Below are 16548 nucleotides of genomic sequence, written 5' to 3' on the forward strand. Positions count from 1 at the left end.
AGGCCAGGCCATCCGACGCACGAGGGGCATCGGGCATCCGGCTGAAATCGGCGCGTCGCCGCAACACCACTCAAGACAAGACGGAAAGTGTTGCGAGAACGCGGCCCATCACGGATAGCGCTGCTATGAAGTTCTACAGACGCAGCTCGCCGGCACCGCGATTTCAGGTCGTGACGTCGGACGAGATGATACATGAGATGTCTACAATGGCGTCACTTGTCCAACCAGGAGCCCGGGAGGAGGCCATGCAGAGCGGTTCGAGGAATGATAGGTTCGTAGTTTCCCGACGACGTACGGGATTCGGTGACTGCCTGTGGTCGCTGGCGGCAGCTTGGCGTTTTGCACAGCGGACCGGGCGAAACCTGGTCATCGATTGGCGAGGATCCTGTTATCTCGACCAACCCTTCATCAATGCCTTTCCAGTGTTCTTTGAACCAGTGCAAGACATTGCCGGCGTACGGGTGATTTGCGACGACCAGATCAATCAGCGCTCGTTTCCAGGACCATTCTTCCCGAGTTGGTGGAATAAGCCATCGATCGACTGCGTCTATCGGCCGGACGAGCAAATTTTCAAAGAGCGCGACGAACTCGATCAATTGTTTCAAAGCGAGCAAGACAGTGATGCGAACACTGTTGTGTGTGACGCCTGCCTGATGTGGCGCTGCGATCAAGAAGCAGAACGGGAAATTTTTCGGACCATCAAACCACGATCTGAGATTCAGGCCAGGATTGATGCGATCTACCGCGAGCAGTTTGAGCCATACAGCATGATCGGCGTGCATGTTCGACATGGCAACGGCGAGGACATTATGGGGCATACCCCGTATTGGACCGATCCGGAGCGGGCCCTGCGACAGGTCTGCAATGCCGTCGAAATGGCCAAAGCGTTGCCGCACGCAAAACCTGCGAGAGTGTTCCTTTGCACGGACAGTGCGGTCGTCCTCGAAGAGATCTCGGCGATATTTCCTGATGTCTTCACGGTTCCAAAGAGTTTCCAGGCGCCTCAAGCCGGACCATTGCACAGTGGCGCGCTCGGAGCCGCGGGCGGCTTTTCCGCTCTTATCGAAATGTATCTTCTTGCGAGGTGCGACACTGCAATTCGTTTTCCCCCGACGAGCGCATTCACGCGCTATGCCCGCCTGTTTGCGCCACGCGTGGTAGAATTCGACCTGAACGATCCGGGCCGGCTAATCTTGATTGAAGAAGCGTCCCAAGAGCTTGTGACGCTATGAAAGTTGTTGTTCGCCTGATTGATCTGTTGGCCGCTCTTTGCATCGAGAAGTACTGTCGCTTTTTCTCCGCGCGCAGAATTGTTGCCAAAGCAGCTCCTGGCGGCGAGGTTCCATCAAAGGATGCCACCCGCCAACAGCTAATTGGCGCCCGCGGCACTCGAAATCCGTGAAGAGTTGCTCCGCCGCGCTCAAAAGCGTGCGATCTTCGTCATCGCCTCGCGCGAGCCTCGTCAATCTCGTTGATCCTGGCGTCGGAGAAGGGTCACCCATATTCTCGCCGCCGGCGTTACTGGGGACAGTCGACACAGTCGGCGCTATTACGCTGCGCAAGCGGGGAATCGAAAATTGCTGACCTACGCTAACAAAAGCGGACGCCGTGCAGTTCGAGCCTCAAGGCCTGGAGACGGAGCACGACCTCGCCACAGCGCTTGCGCGTAAGTGGAACGAGGAAGGGTTGGAAGTTGGGCATCCGGCGCCGTTGATCTGGACGTGACAGCATCGCGAAGGAGGGAGCAATGGCGACCGGGATGGGCTTTGCTCTCGCCAACAACATCATCAGCCATGTCCTCACGCGGCACCTGTCGGAATCGCCCCCGGCTTGGATGGCGGCGCAGCTCGAAAACCCTTTGTCCATCACCTCGCTCACCGTTTCCGAAATTCGTTGCGGCATGGTGGTGAAATGGACCCCGATTGTTGGGACCGCATGCTTGGTTGGAAGAGGCTGCTCCGTTGATAGACGCAAGCATGATGGAAGACGAGACGCAAGATCGACGCGGTACTGAAGGCAAAGATCGCGCTGGAAGCGATGCGGGAGCAGGCGACGGCGGCCGATCTGGCCCAGCGCTATGAGGTTCACCGAACCAGATCTATACCTGGAAGAAGCAACTGCTGGACCAGGCGGCCCAGGCCTTTGACGCGGGTGTCGGGCGAGAGAGCGGGGACGTTCGCGAACGCAGGATCGAGAAGCTGCACGCCAAGATTGGACAACTGACAGTCGAGCGCGATTGGTTAGCGGGAAGGACCGGAAGGTGAGCGCGCCGGACCGTCGAGAAATGCTCGATCGCGCCGACATGGCGCTGTCGACTCGGCGGAAATGCATGTTGCTTGGTATCGCGCGCTCTGGGGTCTGCCGGCCGCCACGGCCGGCCAACGACAACGACCTTACCCCCATGCGGCGTCTCGACGAGCTGTTCAGCGCCTGGCAGTTCCTGAGCTCGCGGCGAATGACCGCGATGCTGAAGGGTGAGGGGCTTCAGGTCAATCGCAAGCGGTGCAGCGCTTAATGCGGAAGATGGCCATCGCGGCACTGGGACCAAGTCCGATCACGACGAGGTCGGTGCGGACCACAAGACATATCCCTATTTTTTCCGCAACACGACGATCGACGGCCAAACCAGCTATGGGCGGCCGACATCACGTATCTGCCCATCGGCCGCGGCTTTCTTCACCTCGTCGCCATCAGCGACTGGGCGAGCCGTGCGGTTCTGGCGTGGCGGTTGTCGAACACGATGGACGTCTCGTTTTTCGGAGCGGCTCTGGACGAGGCGCTGGCGAAGTATGACACTCCGGAGATCTCACCACCGATCAGAGCAGCCAATTCACCAGTCCGGCCTTCACCGGCGCGTTAGCGAACGCAGGGGGTAAGATCTCCACGGACGGCCGCGGTCGTTGGATAGATAAGGTTCTTCCGCGAGCGGTTGTGGCGGTCGCACAACCATGAGGCATGAGGACACCTATCTCAAGGGCTATGCCGGCTGCCACGATGCCAAGGCAAAGGTCGCGAGCTGGATCGCCTTCTACAACGGTCGTCGCCTTCATCAGGCGCACGGCTTTCGCACGGCGATGGCGGTCTGGCGCGAACGGATGCAGGCCGCGAAGGCTGCGGACATGGTGCAGGGCAACGCTGATGCGTTGACCACATGCCCACAGTAACTGCAGCAGAGCGAGACTCTGGCAGCGTGAAGAGAGGGATCAGGAGCGGTGAGTTTAACAAGCCGGTTCAATTGGTCATGCTCCGCGGGTCCAGTTCACTGGAGCCGACATGATCCTTTAGGCCCTGATGCCCCAAATTTTGTTCGCGGGCCGCGATGTCCCCTTCAGCGAAAAAATGGGCTTCAGCTGGGCGAGATCGTCGACGGAACGCAGACCATGCAGACGAAGGACGTCCCGGGCAAAGATCCACTCAGTCAGTTCGTCTTCCGTGCCTCGCTGGGGCGATCTTCTGAAGGTGTTCTGGCGCAGCCAGGGAGCATGCTTGTCCACAGACAGCCCGGAGGTGGGGCTAATCTGACCATCATTGGCGGTGAACTGCAGGTTAGAGCCACGCAGGAAAATCGGACGTACGATGATGATTACGTTAGCTTTGGATCGCTCGAGCTACGGCGACGGGCCGGACTCCGTTGACCGATCGGTGCGCTGCGCAAACTCTGCCCGCGGTTAGCGCCTTCGATTGTGCGTTCAGGAGTGAGCGTTCGCCTCGTGACCTGTCTTGCGCGCGACACAAACGAGAGCTGACTCCTGACATTTTGTCGGTAGCGCGCCACTATTGTCGCAAAGACAACGCTACGCCTCGCAACCACCGCCAGACCGTTCTGCGTGCGCGACACCAGGTCGCAAAGCCGGAGCGGCGTCGCCTCGGTTATGGTGGCCCAATTCCTGCTTGGAGTGCGCGAGCACGCAACAGGAGAGGAGGTGGGCGTGGGTCTCGATCTGCCAAATGACGATCTGATCCCAGCCGCACCATCGGCGATGCACTCGACTTGTCCTTTTCATGTCGATAGAGCTGGCGTGCATCGAGGAGAACGGAAGGCGATGCTGCTAACGGGAGCGTCGCGCGGAATTGGTCACGCTACCGCCAAACTATTTTCAGAAGCTGGCTGGCGTATCATTTCTTGCGCGCGCCAACCGTTTGACGGCGAGCGCTGCCCGTGGGAATCAGGGAACGAGGATCATGTCCAGATCGACCTAAGCGACCATCGAATGCTGCCGCGCGCGGTGAGCGAGGTGAAGAAACGCCTGAGCGGCGGAGTGTTGCATGCGCTGGTGAATAATGCCGGGATTTCGCCCAAAACACCTAATGGGGACCGGCTAACGTCCTTGACGACATCCACCGAGACATGGATGAGGGTCTTCCACCTCAATCTCGTGGCTCCGATCCTGCTGGCGCAGGGCTTGTTTGACGAGTTGAGAGCTGGGTCAGGATCGATCGTCAATGTCACTTCGATAGCCGGATCGAAGGTGCATCCGTTTGCTGGAAGTGCCTATGCGACATCGAAGGCGGCGCTTGCAAGTCTCACACGCGAAATGGCGCATGATTATGCGCCGCACGGCATTCGTGTGAATGCGATCGCTCCCGGCGAAATCGGGACAGACATGTTGTCGCCCGACACCGAAGCGCGTCTTGTGCCAACCATCCCGCTGCGCAGAGTGGGAACGCCCGACGAGGTGGCCAAGGTCATCTTCTTCCTGTGCTCAGATGCTGCGAGCTACGTCACGGGTGCCGAGCTGCCGATCAACGGTGGGCAACATCTGTGATTGGCCTCGCCTGGCAACGCAGCTGACGTGAGCTGCAGCAGTGGAACGTGCGTTCTACGCTGGCGTCGGTCACCCATTCCGCAAAACAAAACGCACTGAAAGTTTATCGTCGTGCCACGAAAAGCTGTTACGCTTCTATGTCATCTCGTCACCGCTTGGCGCTAGATCGAGAATGACATGCAGAACGAAGCTCGCAAACCAGAAGAAGGCGCCAGGGAGAATGATCAAAACATCGGAGACCGTCCCATGCTGCATATCGCTTCCGCACGCGAAAGACCCGCCTCACTAGTGGAGCCGGAACGTGAGCTTTCCGTCGAGCCGTTGCGCGAGAGCGCGCTGACTGGCATTTTCGAAATATCGAAGATACTGAACGCTCCTTGCCGCCTTGAAGTCACATTGGCCAACGTCCTCGAACTTCTGCAATCGTTTGTGCAGATGCGACACGGCATCGTCTCACTGTTCGACGATGACGGGACGCCAGACATCACCGTGGGTGCCGGTTGGAGCGAAGGCAGCGACGAACGCTACCGGATGCGCTTGCCCCGGAAGGCGATCGACCAAATCGTCGCGGCGGACCGACCTCTCGTCGCCGAAAATGTGGCAGCCGAGCCGGCATTCAGCGCTGCCGATCTGGAGGTGCTGGGCGCCTCGGATAGTGCGCCCGTGTCGTTCATCGGAGTTCCAATTCGCATCGATCCCAAGGTCGTCGGTACGCTGACAATTGACCGTATCTGGGACGACAGGTCGAGTCTGCGGCTCGATCACGATACACGGCTGCTCGCCATGATCGCTAACCTGGTGGGACAGACAGTGAAGCTGCATCGCTTGTTCGCTTGCGATCGCGAACGGCTGATGGTGGAGAAGGACCGGCTACAAAAGCAATTGTTTGAGCTTAGGCAACCTGCACGGGATCGCAAGAAGGTCCACGCCCATGGCATCATTGGCGACAGCCCGGCGCTCCGTGGGCTTCTCGAGAAGATCGCGATCGTAGCCAAATCGAACAGCACGGTTCTACTGCGCGGTGAATCCGGGACCGGAAAGGAGCTGGTAGCCAAGGCTATTCACGAGTCGTCATCTCGCGCCAAGCGGCCCTTCGTCAAACTGAATTGCGCGGCGCTGCCCGAGACGGTCTTGGAGTCCGAATTGTTTGGCCATGAAAAAGGTGCCTTCACCGGCGCGTTCAGCTCGCGCAAGGGGCGCTTCGAGCTTGCTGACAAAGGGACACTATTTCTTGACGAGATCGGCGAGATTTCGGCGCCGTTCCAGGCGAAGTTGCTGCGAGTTCTGCAAGAGCAAGAGTTCGAGCGCGTCGGCAGCAACCAGACCATCAAGGTCGATGTTCGTGTCATAGCAGCGACTAACAGGAATTTGGAAGAGGCCGTGGCAAAGAGCGAGTTTCGTGCTGACCTTTACTATCGGATCAGCGTCGTTCCCTTGCTCTTGCCGCCGCTGCGCGAGCGGCGCAGTGATATTCCGCTGTTGGCCAGCGAGTTTCTCAGGAACTTCAACAACGAGAACGGGCGTACGCTGACCTTGGAGGCGAGCGCGATTGATGTGCTCATGAACTGCGGATTTCCCGGAAATGTCCGAGAGCTCGAAAACTGCATTCAGCGCACGGCGACGCTGTCCGCTGGGCCAGCGATCGTGAGAAATGATTTCGCTTGTTGCCACGGCCAATGTCTTTCCGCGATGCTGTGGAAAAGTACATCGGAGCAGATGATCATGCCACCGGTGCCGAGCACGCCGGTGCTGGCTAAGTCGATCGCGCCGCCATCGGAAGCGACCGCGCCGGCTCCGCCAGGCGGCAGCGAGTTGGCCTCGCTGGTTGCCCCTCCCGGCACTGTCCTCGTAAGCGGCGCGAAGATCGCCGATCGCGAGCGAGTCATTGCGGCCATGGAGAAATCTGGATGGGTGCAGGCAAAAGCAGCGCGCCTGCTGGGGCTAACGCCGCGTCAGATTGGTTACGCGTTGAGGAAATACGGAATCGAGATCAAGCGGTTTTGACCGCAAGGATCTTGGCGTCATTTACCTGACGTGCCCGGCGGCGGCACGGGGATGTCGCGGCCTGGACGCATGTCGGTATTCGTCCCTCGCAAAGCCGGGTCAGGTCGCTCGATCGGTTCGGTCCAGGCCTTTGAAATAGCGAGCAAAGTCCAAGGAGTGTCGTGATGGTACGAGACTTGCTGTCCTCTTCGCAGCTGTCGCAACTTTTGGAGCAACTCCGTGCACAATGTCGTCTGCATCAAACAGGTTCCTGACTCTGCGCAGATCCGCGTGCACCCCGTTACCAATACAATCATGCGTCAGGGCGTGCCGACAATCATCAACCCATATGACCTCTTTGCGCTTGAGGCCGCGCTGGAACTGCGCGATCGATTCGGCGGCGAAATAACCGTGCTTACAATGGGCCCGCCGTCGGCGGAAGACTCTTTGAGGAAGACGCTGACCTATGGCGCCGATCGCGCCGTACTGCTCACCGATCGATGCTTTGCGGGCTCCGACACCCTTGCCACGACTTATGCGCTGGCAACAGCCATCCGGAAGATTGGTAAGGAATATGGCCCGGTAAACCTCATCTTCACGGGCAAGCAGACCATCGACGGCGATACCGCGCAGGTTGGGCCCGGCATCGCAAAACGGTTGGGCGTGCTGCAGCTTACCTACGTCGCCAAAGTCAGATCCCTGGATCTCGCCGCGCACACAATCGAAGCGGAACGACGCTCCGAAGGTGGCGTCCAGGTGCTGCACACTCGGCTTCCCTGTCTCGTCACCATGCTGGAGGCGACAAACCAGATTCGGCGTGGCGCGATGGCGGATGCTCTACGTGCCGCACGGGCGCCGATCGTGAGATGGAGCGCGCACGACGCCGGCGTCGAGGACATCTCCAAATGCGGTCTCAAGGGCTCGCCGACCGTCGTCAAGCGAGTATTCGCGCCATCTGCACGCGCTGAGAAGGCGGCCTTGGTTGAGGCCGCAGAGCAACCGGCGCAGGCGCTGATAGAAGCCATTTTCAAGCGTCAGCCGAAACTCGAAGTCGATCTTGCGGCATCAGCCCGCGATGCTTGATCTGGATAGAAGGCCAGCCAGACCATAACACAAGGCGAGCTTCGACGTGGCGGTGGCGACGACGAAACTCGTCTGCATCCAGGAGCATCATGCTAGGGCGATGCCGTCTGCACGCTCAAAGTGCTGTCATTTGGTTCAGGGTGTGAATGGTCGGCGATTCTCGACGGTTTGGAGGTACCCCGATAGATCGTCAGTGCGGCGATGATGCCGAGCGCGGCTGAAAACATCAGCCAATACCCAGGTGAAGCCTTGTCGTTGGTTTGCTCAATGAGCCAGGTCGAGGCCAATGGTGTGAAGGTGCCAAACAAGGCGGCCGCGAGTGCAAAGGCCAGAGAAAAGCAAGTTGTGCGCACATGCGCGGGCACGATCTCAACGAGCGCGCCCAACATAGTTCCGCTGTAGGTGCCAAAATAGAACGAGAACATCATCGCGACCGCCAACATCTTGCCGAAGGTGGGAGCGCTTACCAGCCAGTGCAAAGCCGGATACGCTGTCATCAATGCAAGGCCGGCGATGGCGAGCAGAACTGGCTTTCGGCCGATACGGTCGGAGACGGCGCCGCCAATTGGATTCCAGATGAAATTGGTCATGGCGACCAGGAGCGTCACCAGGAGAGCGTCCTGAGCGGACAGCTTCAAGACTGCCTTGCCGAAAGTGGGCGTGTAAACGGTGACGAAATAGAAGGTCGTTGTGCTCAGGATCGCCATCATCATTCCGAGAACGACTATGCGCCAGCCGACCAGCGCCGAGGCAAAGATCTCGCGGGCTTTCGGATGCTTCTTCATCGCCAGAAATTCCGGCGTTTCCTCCAGTGTTCGACGAAGAAGGAAGATAAGCGGGATGATAAGGCAGCCGAGAAAAAACGGAATGCGCCACCCCCAGGAGGCGACGGTTTCGGCCGGCATCGACTCGTTCAGCAGGTAGCCCACGCTCGCCGCGACAAAGATCGCGACCTGCTGGCTGGATGATTGAAAGGATGTATAGAAGCCGCGATTGCCTGGGGTTGCGATCTCCGCCAGGTAGACTGAAACACCGCCGACCTCGACGCCGGCGGAAAAACCCTGGAGCAGCCGTCCGGCCAAAACGATAATCGGGGCAGCAATGCCAATGGTCGCGTAACTAGGACAGAAGGCGATGATGACAGTGCCGATCGCCATGATCGATAGCGTGATGATCAGGCCTTTTCGACGGCCGATCTGGTCGATATAGGCGCCGAGGACGATTGCGCCTACTGGACGCATTAAGGCACCCAGCCAGAACACGCCGAAGGTGTTGAGCAGCGAGGCTGTTTCACTTTCGGATGGGAAGAAGGCTCGTCCGATAGCGCTGGCGTAAAAGCCAAACAGGAAAAAGTCGAATTGCTCGAGGAAATTGCCGCTGGTTGCGCGCAGGATCGCATTGACGCGCGATTTAACCGTCCCGTGCTGAATAAGTGTTTGTGACACGCGAGTTTCCTTCCCGTCAAAAATGGCCGGTTCGGAAAACCTCACGCCAGCCCAATTGCATCAGGCCGTGACTTTGTCATCGGTGACATTACCGGCCGCGCGGAAGGCGCCTGATCTTTTCGGCGTATTTTCGGCGATAATTAGATTGGTGCACATATTTCGCCGCCGGTTTGCGGAGCACCAGCAGATCTCAACGTCAATTGCCTCAAGCTAACTTCATTTCAAACCAAAATTGACAAATACATGAGGTATTTCGTTTGCCGGCTCACGGCAGCCATGAGGCTTGTCGGGGCGATCTCGGCGGTCAAGGAGCATGCCCCTCGCGGGTAGAGGCTGGCACTTGTTCGCTGCTCGATTTCCGACAGCCATGCAAACCGTGTCAGACTCAAGACACCTGCCCTGACGAGCCGGTATGAACGTTTTCCCAAACAATTCCGAAACTTATGGCGTGAGACCAGGTTTGGCACGGCGATTGCTGAAAACGTGCAAGACAACGGGAGCGGACGAGTGCAGGCGGAACGGGTAAGAACCAGCGGCGGTGTTTTCTCAGATGCTCGTGGCGGCCGAACTGCCGTCATCTCGTGCAGATCGCGGCCGAAGCTCTCAAGAGCGCGGTAGGTGCGCCTCCTTCCGGCAGCGCTGTCCCAAGCGCGTAGCCAGTCAGAAATACCAATGTGCAGAAACCGCGAGGATTCGATGCATCTTACGACAGACGTCAAGGGAGGCACGAACGCGCAAACAGATGCCCCTTCCTGTGACGCAAAATCCCGATGCGTTTGCGCGGGCCAATAACTCACCATGTCTCTGCGCGTGATGCCTGGAGGCGCCAACCATGCGTGGAATTGGACTGATCTGGATCGTAATCAGACAGGGTTATCGCCGCTTCAATCAGTGGGCGTGCTCCATGTGTGAACAGGATTGGGCTCAAGACGCCCGGCTAAGGGTGGCCGCGAGGACACAAAGAGCAGAGTTCGCCTGGAGGGCGACGGCGATCATAAGCGCCATCGCGCCAACGAGCTCTTTCTCGACTGGCCAGTCACGACGATAATTCGCTTCTTCAAGGCTTGTTCTCCCCTCAAGGCTATCGTCCAAATGACGTCTTCTCAAGCTTCTCGATTTTCGCCGGATCAGCCTGCGCAGATGTTCTGCGCGCATTTGACCGAGCGCGCGCGAGCTCTGTTTGGCGCACATCCCTTTGCTGAGGAGCTGTCCGAAGAGCAGTTTGCTAGCCTGCTGCCTGAATACCTGGCGATGTCGCAGGCGTTTCCCTACCTGCAGGCAGGATCGCAAAAGGATCTCATATTCGGTGCAATGCATCATAATCGGGATATTCCTAGGGATATTGAGCTGACCAGCGTCGTCGCTAACTTCATTTGCTGGGATGAGACGGGCGGCTATGGCCGAATTCTCCAGGGTGGCAAGGCGGCGCTACCCGACATTCTGCTGACCGAAAAGTTTCACTCAAACCTGTTCAGAAGGGATGCATCGCGACTGCTCGGCAGAGCAATACGTCCCAACTATAGCACGACGACGAGCCGGTACCTGCATTCCCTCTATGACGGATTATCAGCAAAAGACCCCGTGGTGCGTTGCGCCTACATGGTCGCCTTTGAGCTGCACGCTGCGGAGATGATCCAGGCGCTGTGGACCACCACGGTCAAAACCTTTGATGCGAGGCCCGACGATCTTGAGTACTTCCGCAGCCACGTCGGTGGAAACGATCCAGCCGAGCAGTATCATGGAGAAATGACAGGCCGCCTCATTGGCGAACTTGTCCCGGCTGATCGCAATGGTATCTTTCTGGCCGAGTTCGATCGAGCCTATCGACTGAACTTGCAGTGGTGCCACGATCTGCTCCGCATTGTCTCACTTGAGCAAAATGACCGAGCTGAAATCGAACATCGTGGCCATTGTCACTGTGGTTCTGTCAAATTCCGCGTCCGGGCGCCGCGGCGGCTCTCGGCAGTTCGATGCAATTGCTCGATCTGTCAGATGTCTGGATTTGTGCACTTGCTGGTACCTGGCGATAGGCTCACGGTTGAATGTGGCAAAGAGTTCCTCACCACTTACCAGTTCAACAAGAACATCGCCCGGCATACGTTTTGTCGGATTTGCGGCGTCAAGCCATTCTATCGGCCGCGGTCGAACCCCTCCGGATTCAGCATCAATGTTCGATGCCTGGATAAAACAACGATCGACGGCATCAGAATAGACGAGTTCGATGGCGAGCATTGGGAACAAGCATTCCGCTCGATGCAAACAGGACCGAGGCTCTGCATTGAAGAACAAACCCCGGAGTGAACCCAATGGCGCGTTCAGCAAATGACAAAAAGGGCCTACTTTCAGAAGAGGCTCTGACGAAATTCCGCATAGAGCTGCTGGTGAAGGGTACGATCGTGATCGGCCCCCAGACGTTATTTACACAAGATGAACTGGCGAGGATCAATCAGCTGCAGGTTGAGATTCCCGAAGAAGAGGTGCGGTTGGGAGATGCTGGCGACTCGCACAACGTCTTTGTCAAACGCGTGAGGGTGGACCCGCCCGGCCGCAATCCCAGCAATGTGGACGGCGCGGCGCCGGGGCAAATCATCGATCTGCTTGAAAGGAAGGACCGCGGCTTCGCATTAAAAACGATCTTGGGAGCATCGTCGGAATATGTGATTCGCAGATGTCAGTTGCATCGTATGCCTCCTGGTTCGTTTGTTGGCATCCATCTGGATGCCGAGAGCGATCCGGACTTTGAGTACTCCGTAATTGTGCAGCTCGCGCAAGATTTTGAGGGTGGCGAATTCGTCGTATATCCGAGCGCGTACGAGCAGCAGGTGTTTCGACCACCGTTTGGTGCGGTGCTTGTCACAACATGTAGGCTGCGCCATGAGGTGAAGCCTGTATCCGCCGGGGAGCGCCGGTCGCTGGTCTACTTCTGTTCGAAGCGCAGCGGCACAAACCGGCGCGTCATCGAAAGCTCTACTAGCGGCCATGAAGCAAATAGCTCGAATACTTGCGAATAAGTTTTAGTGGCGGAAGAGCTTTCAGGCCATGAAATCGACAGTCGCACCCATCTTGCAGAAAATCCGTCCTGCAAGGTGGTCCATCGCTGCGACACGCGCTGTCAACTCAGATCTGTTGAAGGTCGTCGAGAGCCATTCGGCAGGGAATGACGTGGTGACCGGTCAGGATCCTTGCAGCGAGTTCGTGCGCACAAAAGGGGGCGTCGGCGGTTCCAGATTCCACCGGAGCGAGGTTCGCCAAGACGTTGGTCAAAGCGGAAACCAGGTGCTTCGAGCAGTAAACACGTTTTTGCTGGGTCCATTTGCTTGGAGGGCCAGCGCGGAGATGCGTTCGTTGGCGCTCATCGTCACCTGATCCGCTTGCTGGAATGAGCGTGGCGGCGGATGGTGGAATTCGGCGACCGAAATTGCGCTGGCTTAAGGGAATCGGCGCAAACATCCGCGCGACAGGCTGCCTTTCGCCGCGGCTGCCAAAATGCTGATTGGGGCCATGGAAGCCACGATCGACAGAATCGCGCAACCTGCCTCGTAAGAATAGCGGGGGACAACATTGCGGCAGGACCTCGTCACTGTTTTCGGACGCGGGGCCGGCGCGTGCGCGATGGTGTTGCCGCGCCGCTCGTAGAAAGTTACGGGGTCGTCAGGTTCTCGACAGCTATCCGACCTAGCAAAACAGTTGGACGCTGGGACCCTTTGGGACGGTGTATGCGAAACCAGAGTTTATTGCAAAGGGCAGACGAATAAATGCGTTTAGCTGATGCTCTAATCGCACTCGCTCGATTGCCCGATTGTCCCATGCTGTAGCCGAGGCTCGGATATTTCACCGTCGAAAGTGACAGCGTATGAACTTTCCCTCTCCTGGTCGCGCGCGTCAGCAGTCGGGTAGCGCGGGCGCGCAAGACAACTCCTCGATCTCCCCCTCGGCGGACGCGGCGGCGTTCGAACAACAGCTGAGAGACATCGCCAATGCGGGTAGTGGCGTGCCGGAGCAGACCTCCGCCCAGCGGGTCGGCGCATCGCGACGCGAGGGGCTGCCCCTCACGGAGAGCGATGAGCATGAATATTCAACGCTATCGCATGGCGGAAGCTCGCGGGCGATGCTGGTGCTCTCCGTGCAGCAGCCGAGCCAGGCAGTGTGGGCTTTCGCAGGCCGTAGCAGTGAGCCCCTTTATTCTGAAGATGTGCATCTCGTAGAGGGACTGGGAGAGGCACTCATCAAGCGCAGAGTCAAGATGCGTACGGCAAGGGGGCACATCGATTCGCTTCTCAGATTTGGACGCTGGCTCGTCAAACACAGCAAGCAGGGAATTGCCGAGCGGCTTCACGACAGTACGCTGAACAGCGATGCAGCGGCTTTCAAAGAGAGTGGCGAGCGGGGTATCCTCACTGCGCTCGGCCAACTGCGGACCTTTCAGGTGGCGGGCGGAGTGGAGCTGCTCCCGTCGCGGCCTAGCCCTTTTGCTCAGGACGCCGAGCTCATCAAGGAGTACAAATCGACTGTCATTAACGAGCGCAAGAAGGAAGCAGCGACGGCATACAAGTATGGAACTGCCCTAGGCCGATTCAGTAAGTACCTGCGTAACAATGGCAAGCCCGCCATCGCTGCCCGGCTTCACGACATGTCGCTGGATGAAGACCTCGTGCGCTATGAGGCCACCCCTGGTTATCACCCCAAGGTTCGAGCTGCACTGGCCGACTTGCGAAAGACACTGGCTGGTGATGACGCGGTCGAGCTTGATGGCGGTAGTCGTCCCGATTCGGAAGCCTTGGCCGTAACGGGTGAGATGCGGTCGGCAGACGCCGTTGCACCCGACAGCGTGTGGCAGCGAACGGTCAGCTGGCCAGAGATGCTGCCTGCGCAAGGTCACGAGCAGGATACGCCCTCGAGCGTCATGGATCAACCGAGCCCCTCGGCTTACCTGACGCGGCGAGCAGGCCTGGTCGGACGCAGCGCCGATCTTCTTTATTCTGAGGATATTCCCCTTATTCTCGGCCTCAGGGAAGCGCTCCTCAGGGGCGGGGCCGCCGAGAGCACGGCCAGGAGCAATGTCGATTATCTTTTAGGCTTCGACCGCTGGCTCTTTGCCAACGACAGGTCGGGAATAGCTGAACGGCTCGACCACGAGATGCTGGATGAAGAGATCGAGGAATTCATAGCAACGGGCGGTGCCACGAACGTGCGTACGGCACTGGCTCATCTGCGGACCTCTCAGGCAGCGGGAGGAGTTGCGCTGGTCGCAGGCCAACCTGACCCAAAGGCACATCTGGGCGACGCAGCACTCATCAAGCAGTACAAGGAAGACGCGGCGGCCGCCGGCTCATCAAAGATTGCCAGGACCTACGCAAGTGTTGTGACCGATTTCAGTCACTACCTGCGCGAATACAACAGGCAGAGCATTGTCGCTCGCCTTGACGAGAACGGGCTGGATAAGGATGAGTCGCTCATCAAAGATATGGATCTCTATAGGCAGTCCGGTGGCTTCAGGGCGATCCGTGCCGCGCTAAAGCATTTGCGGACCGGTGCAAGAAAACCTGCATCTCTGCATGCTGAGGATGCGCCGCTCATTTCCGGGCTTGAGAACTCACTCATCAAGGCGAAGTTCGAGAAGATCACCGCCCAAACCAATGTACGGATTCTCCGAAGATTCAGCCGATGGCTTGTTGCAAATGAAAAGCTGGCCATTGCTGCCAGGCTTTACGATAAGTCGCTGGATGAGGATGCAGCAGCTTTTGACAAGAGTGGCAAACGGCGCGCTCTCACGGCACTGGGACATCTGCGGGCCTCGCGGTCGGCAGACGGAATTGCGCCCAATGCAAGTCGCGCCAAAACGGTCGCGAACCTCTTCCATCCCGAAGACGCGCAGCTTGTTTCGGCGCTCGAGAAGGCACTCGTCGCAGCCAGGTACGAACAGGCAAGCGCCCAGGCGATTGCCCGTCATATTCGCAAATTGAGCCAGTGGCTGTTAGCAAATAACAAACCGGCGATTGCCGCCCGGACTGGCGAGGAGTCGCTTGATAAAGATGCCGCGTCATTTAAGGCGAATGGAGGCGAGCGGCAGATCGCGGCGTCACTGGCTCATCTGCGGGCCTCTCAGTCGGCTGCCGGGATTGCGCCGAGGAAGCCTCGTGCTGAGCTCAGCCCTTATCCCGAAGATGCGGACCTGATCAAAGACTACAAAGCCGCAGAATCCCGGCCGACTGCCAGAAACTATGCATCTTTCCTTATCGGTTTCAGCAATTACTTGCGCCAAAACCGCAAGCAGAGCATCACCGCCCGACTATCCGACGAGTCGCTGGACGAGGATGTCGAGACCTACAAGAGATCCGGCGGTCATGCAAAGACCAGTGCGGCACTGGCACATCTGGCCAAATCGGCCGCAGGTGTTCGCGCCATGGAACTCAGGCGCACAGCTGATAAGCTGCGCCGGACAATGCACCACTAGGAGCCGCCAATCCGCCTGTGGATGTTGCCACGGAAGAGTACGATCATCTCTCGGCGGTACCGCCTGCAGCCAGCACCCTCTCGCCGCTCGCGCGGAGTCCGCACCCTCACGAGGCTCCAGATCCCGGTGAGCACCTGGACCCCTTGAGCGAGAACTACGTGAATGCGATTGCCGCAGACGGGCTGGTCATTGGGGCGATTTCCTCTCCACCGAGCACGTTCTTGGTGATGATGTGCACGAGGTGGCGGGCGCCAGACCGGCGAAGAGGCAGAGGATCGACAATGCTCCGCAAAACGGCGCGTTCGAGCGGCAGTCGAGCCAGATCAGCGTTTCAGAAGCCGAAGCGTTGGCGCAGCCTCCAGCCAATCAGCCGGATGCTTCCGTCTCACAGGAACAGAGTGGACAAGGCTACGGGACGGCGCCACAAGCTGCCTTTGGGGACGTTGTGGACGACGCTTCGCAGCAAGGACCACCGCAGGGACCTGTCAGCTGGCCAATTGCTTCTGCCGACGGCTTACGATCAGGATCAGCTTTGGGGGGCGTGGAAGGCCTTCCGGCGTGGTCCGGTTTAGCCAGCCCCGAGCGCGCGCGAGAGGCAGAGCAAGTAGCACGGCCGGCAACAGCTGGATCCACCTCGAGCTGGTCCTATCACTATGACTCTGCCGGGCTTCGCAACAGTGCCGTTGCAGAACAGCTCGCAGCACGTCTCGGCTCCCGCTTTCAAGGGGCACGGATGGCCCAGCAGCAGAACGGTTATGAATGCGGAGTCTTCGTGGTGGACGCGACGCGAGCGCTGGTCGGACGATTAGCGCAAGGA

At 58.5% G+C, this 16548-nt stretch carries 14 protein-coding genes; 12 read left to right on the forward strand and 2 right to left on the reverse strand.

What is annotated here, in order from left to right:
* The first annotated feature begins 125 nt into the window (after positions 1-125).
* The 9 genes from ACVI1L_RS24975 (at position 126) to ACVI1L_RS25015 (ending at position 7832) form a co-directional block, all read left to right on the forward strand.
* Positions 126-1232 (forward strand): nodulation protein NodZ, encoded by a 1107-nt coding sequence (locus tag ACVI1L_RS24975; RefSeq protein WP_305884584.1) that lies wholly within the window; start codon positions 126-128, stop codon positions 1230-1232.
* Positions 1229-1402, forward strand: coding sequence for a hypothetical protein (locus ACVI1L_RS24980; protein WP_253640603.1), 174 nt, complete (start codon positions 1229-1231; stop codon positions 1400-1402). Before ACVI1L_RS24975 ends, ACVI1L_RS24980 begins: the two co-directional genes overlap by 4 nt.
* A 345-nt stretch (positions 1403-1747) precedes the next feature.
* Positions 1748-2014: a hypothetical protein gene (locus tag ACVI1L_RS24985; protein WP_456784103.1), complete on the forward strand. Its 267-nt coding sequence runs from the start codon at positions 1748-1750 to the stop codon at positions 2012-2014.
* Positions 2015-2260: 246 nt separating this feature from the next.
* On the forward strand, positions 2261-2515 hold the full coding sequence (locus tag ACVI1L_RS24990; protein WP_456784104.1) for a hypothetical protein: 255 nt from the start codon (positions 2261-2263) through the stop codon (positions 2513-2515).
* A gap of 144 nt (positions 2516-2659) precedes the next feature.
* Positions 2660-2860 carry a hypothetical protein gene (locus ACVI1L_RS24995; RefSeq protein ID WP_456785607.1) on the forward strand — a complete coding sequence of 67 codons (201 nt, stop codon included), beginning with the start codon at positions 2660-2662 and terminating at the stop codon, positions 2858-2860.
* Positions 2861-2948: 88 nt separating this feature from the next.
* Positions 2949-3164: a hypothetical protein gene (locus ACVI1L_RS25000; RefSeq protein ID WP_456784105.1), complete on the forward strand. Its 216-nt coding sequence runs from the start codon at positions 2949-2951 to the stop codon at positions 3162-3164.
* Between the two features lie 765 nt (positions 3165-3929).
* Positions 3930-4766 carry an SDR family NAD(P)-dependent oxidoreductase gene (locus ACVI1L_RS25005; RefSeq protein ID WP_375162632.1) on the forward strand — a complete coding sequence of 279 codons (837 nt, stop codon included), beginning with the start codon at positions 3930-3932 and terminating at the stop codon, positions 4764-4766.
* Positions 4767-4943: 177 nt separating this feature from the next.
* On the forward strand, positions 4944-6770 hold the full coding sequence (gene nifA, locus ACVI1L_RS25010) for a nif-specific transcriptional activator NifA (protein ID WP_456784106.1): 1827 nt from the start codon (positions 4944-4946) through the stop codon (positions 6768-6770).
* A 219-nt stretch (positions 6771-6989) separates the two neighbouring features.
* Entirely contained in the window at positions 6990-7832 is an 843-nt protein-coding gene (locus tag ACVI1L_RS25015; protein WP_253640598.1) for an electron transfer flavoprotein subunit beta/FixA family protein, read from the forward strand.
* A 92-nt stretch (positions 7833-7924) separates the two neighbouring features.
* Here ACVI1L_RS25015 and tcuC read toward each other — a convergent pair whose 3' ends face one another.
* Entirely contained in the window at positions 7925-9277 is a 1353-nt protein-coding gene (tcuC, locus tag ACVI1L_RS25020) for an MFS transporter (protein ID WP_253640597.1), read from the reverse strand.
* 918 nt (positions 9278-10195) lie between these two features.
* Here tcuC and ACVI1L_RS25025 point away from each other — a divergent pair.
* Both ACVI1L_RS25025 and ACVI1L_RS25030 read left to right on the forward strand, forming a co-directional pair.
* Positions 10196-11578, forward strand: coding sequence for a GFA family protein (locus tag ACVI1L_RS25025; RefSeq protein WP_253640596.1), 1383 nt, complete (start codon positions 10196-10198; stop codon positions 11576-11578).
* Positions 11579-11583: 5 nt separating this feature from the next.
* Positions 11584-12288, forward strand: coding sequence for a 2OG-Fe(II) oxygenase (locus ACVI1L_RS25030; protein WP_253640595.1), 705 nt, complete (start codon positions 11584-11586; stop codon positions 12286-12288).
* Between the two features lie 106 nt (positions 12289-12394).
* On the opposite strand, the gene ACVI1L_RS25035 is transcribed toward ACVI1L_RS25030, so the two are convergent.
* Positions 12395-12808, reverse strand: coding sequence for a hypothetical protein (locus tag ACVI1L_RS25035; RefSeq protein WP_456784107.1), 414 nt, complete (start codon positions 12806-12808; stop codon positions 12395-12397).
* Positions 12809-13130: 322 nt separating this feature from the next.
* On the opposite strand from ACVI1L_RS25035, the gene ACVI1L_RS25040 reads away from it, so the two are divergent.
* Positions 13131-15731 carry a hypothetical protein gene (locus ACVI1L_RS25040; RefSeq protein ID WP_456784108.1) on the forward strand — a complete coding sequence of 867 codons (2601 nt, stop codon included), beginning with the start codon at positions 13131-13133 and terminating at the stop codon, positions 15729-15731.
* The last annotated feature ends 817 nt before the right edge of the window (positions 15732-16548 follow it).

Source organism: Bradyrhizobium sp. USDA 4516 (genome assembly GCF_054055915.1).

Excerpts from the sequence above, each read along its gene's own strand:
- ACVI1L_RS24975 (WP_305884584.1), top strand. The coding sequence starts at position 126 with ATGAAGTTCTACAGACGCAGCTCGCCGGCACCGCGATTTCAGGTCGTG.
- ACVI1L_RS24980 (WP_253640603.1), top strand. The coding sequence starts at position 1,229 with ATGAAAGTTGTTGTTCGCCTGATTGATCTGTTGGCCGCTCTTTGCATC.
- ACVI1L_RS24985 (WP_456784103.1), top strand. The coding sequence starts at position 1,748 with ATGGCGACCGGGATGGGCTTTGCTCTCGCCAACAACATCATCAGCCAT.
- ACVI1L_RS25000 (WP_456784105.1), top strand. The coding sequence starts at position 2,949 with ATGAGGCATGAGGACACCTATCTCAAGGGCTATGCCGGCTGCCACGAT.
- nifA (WP_456784106.1), top strand. The coding sequence starts at position 4,944 with ATGCAGAACGAAGCTCGCAAACCAGAAGAAGGCGCCAGGGAGAATGAT.
- ACVI1L_RS25030 (WP_253640595.1), top strand. The coding sequence starts at position 11,584 with ATGGCGCGTTCAGCAAATGACAAAAAGGGCCTACTTTCAGAAGAGGCT.
- ACVI1L_RS25040 (WP_456784108.1), top strand. The coding sequence starts at position 13,131 with ATGAACTTTCCCTCTCCTGGTCGCGCGCGTCAGCAGTCGGGTAGCGCG.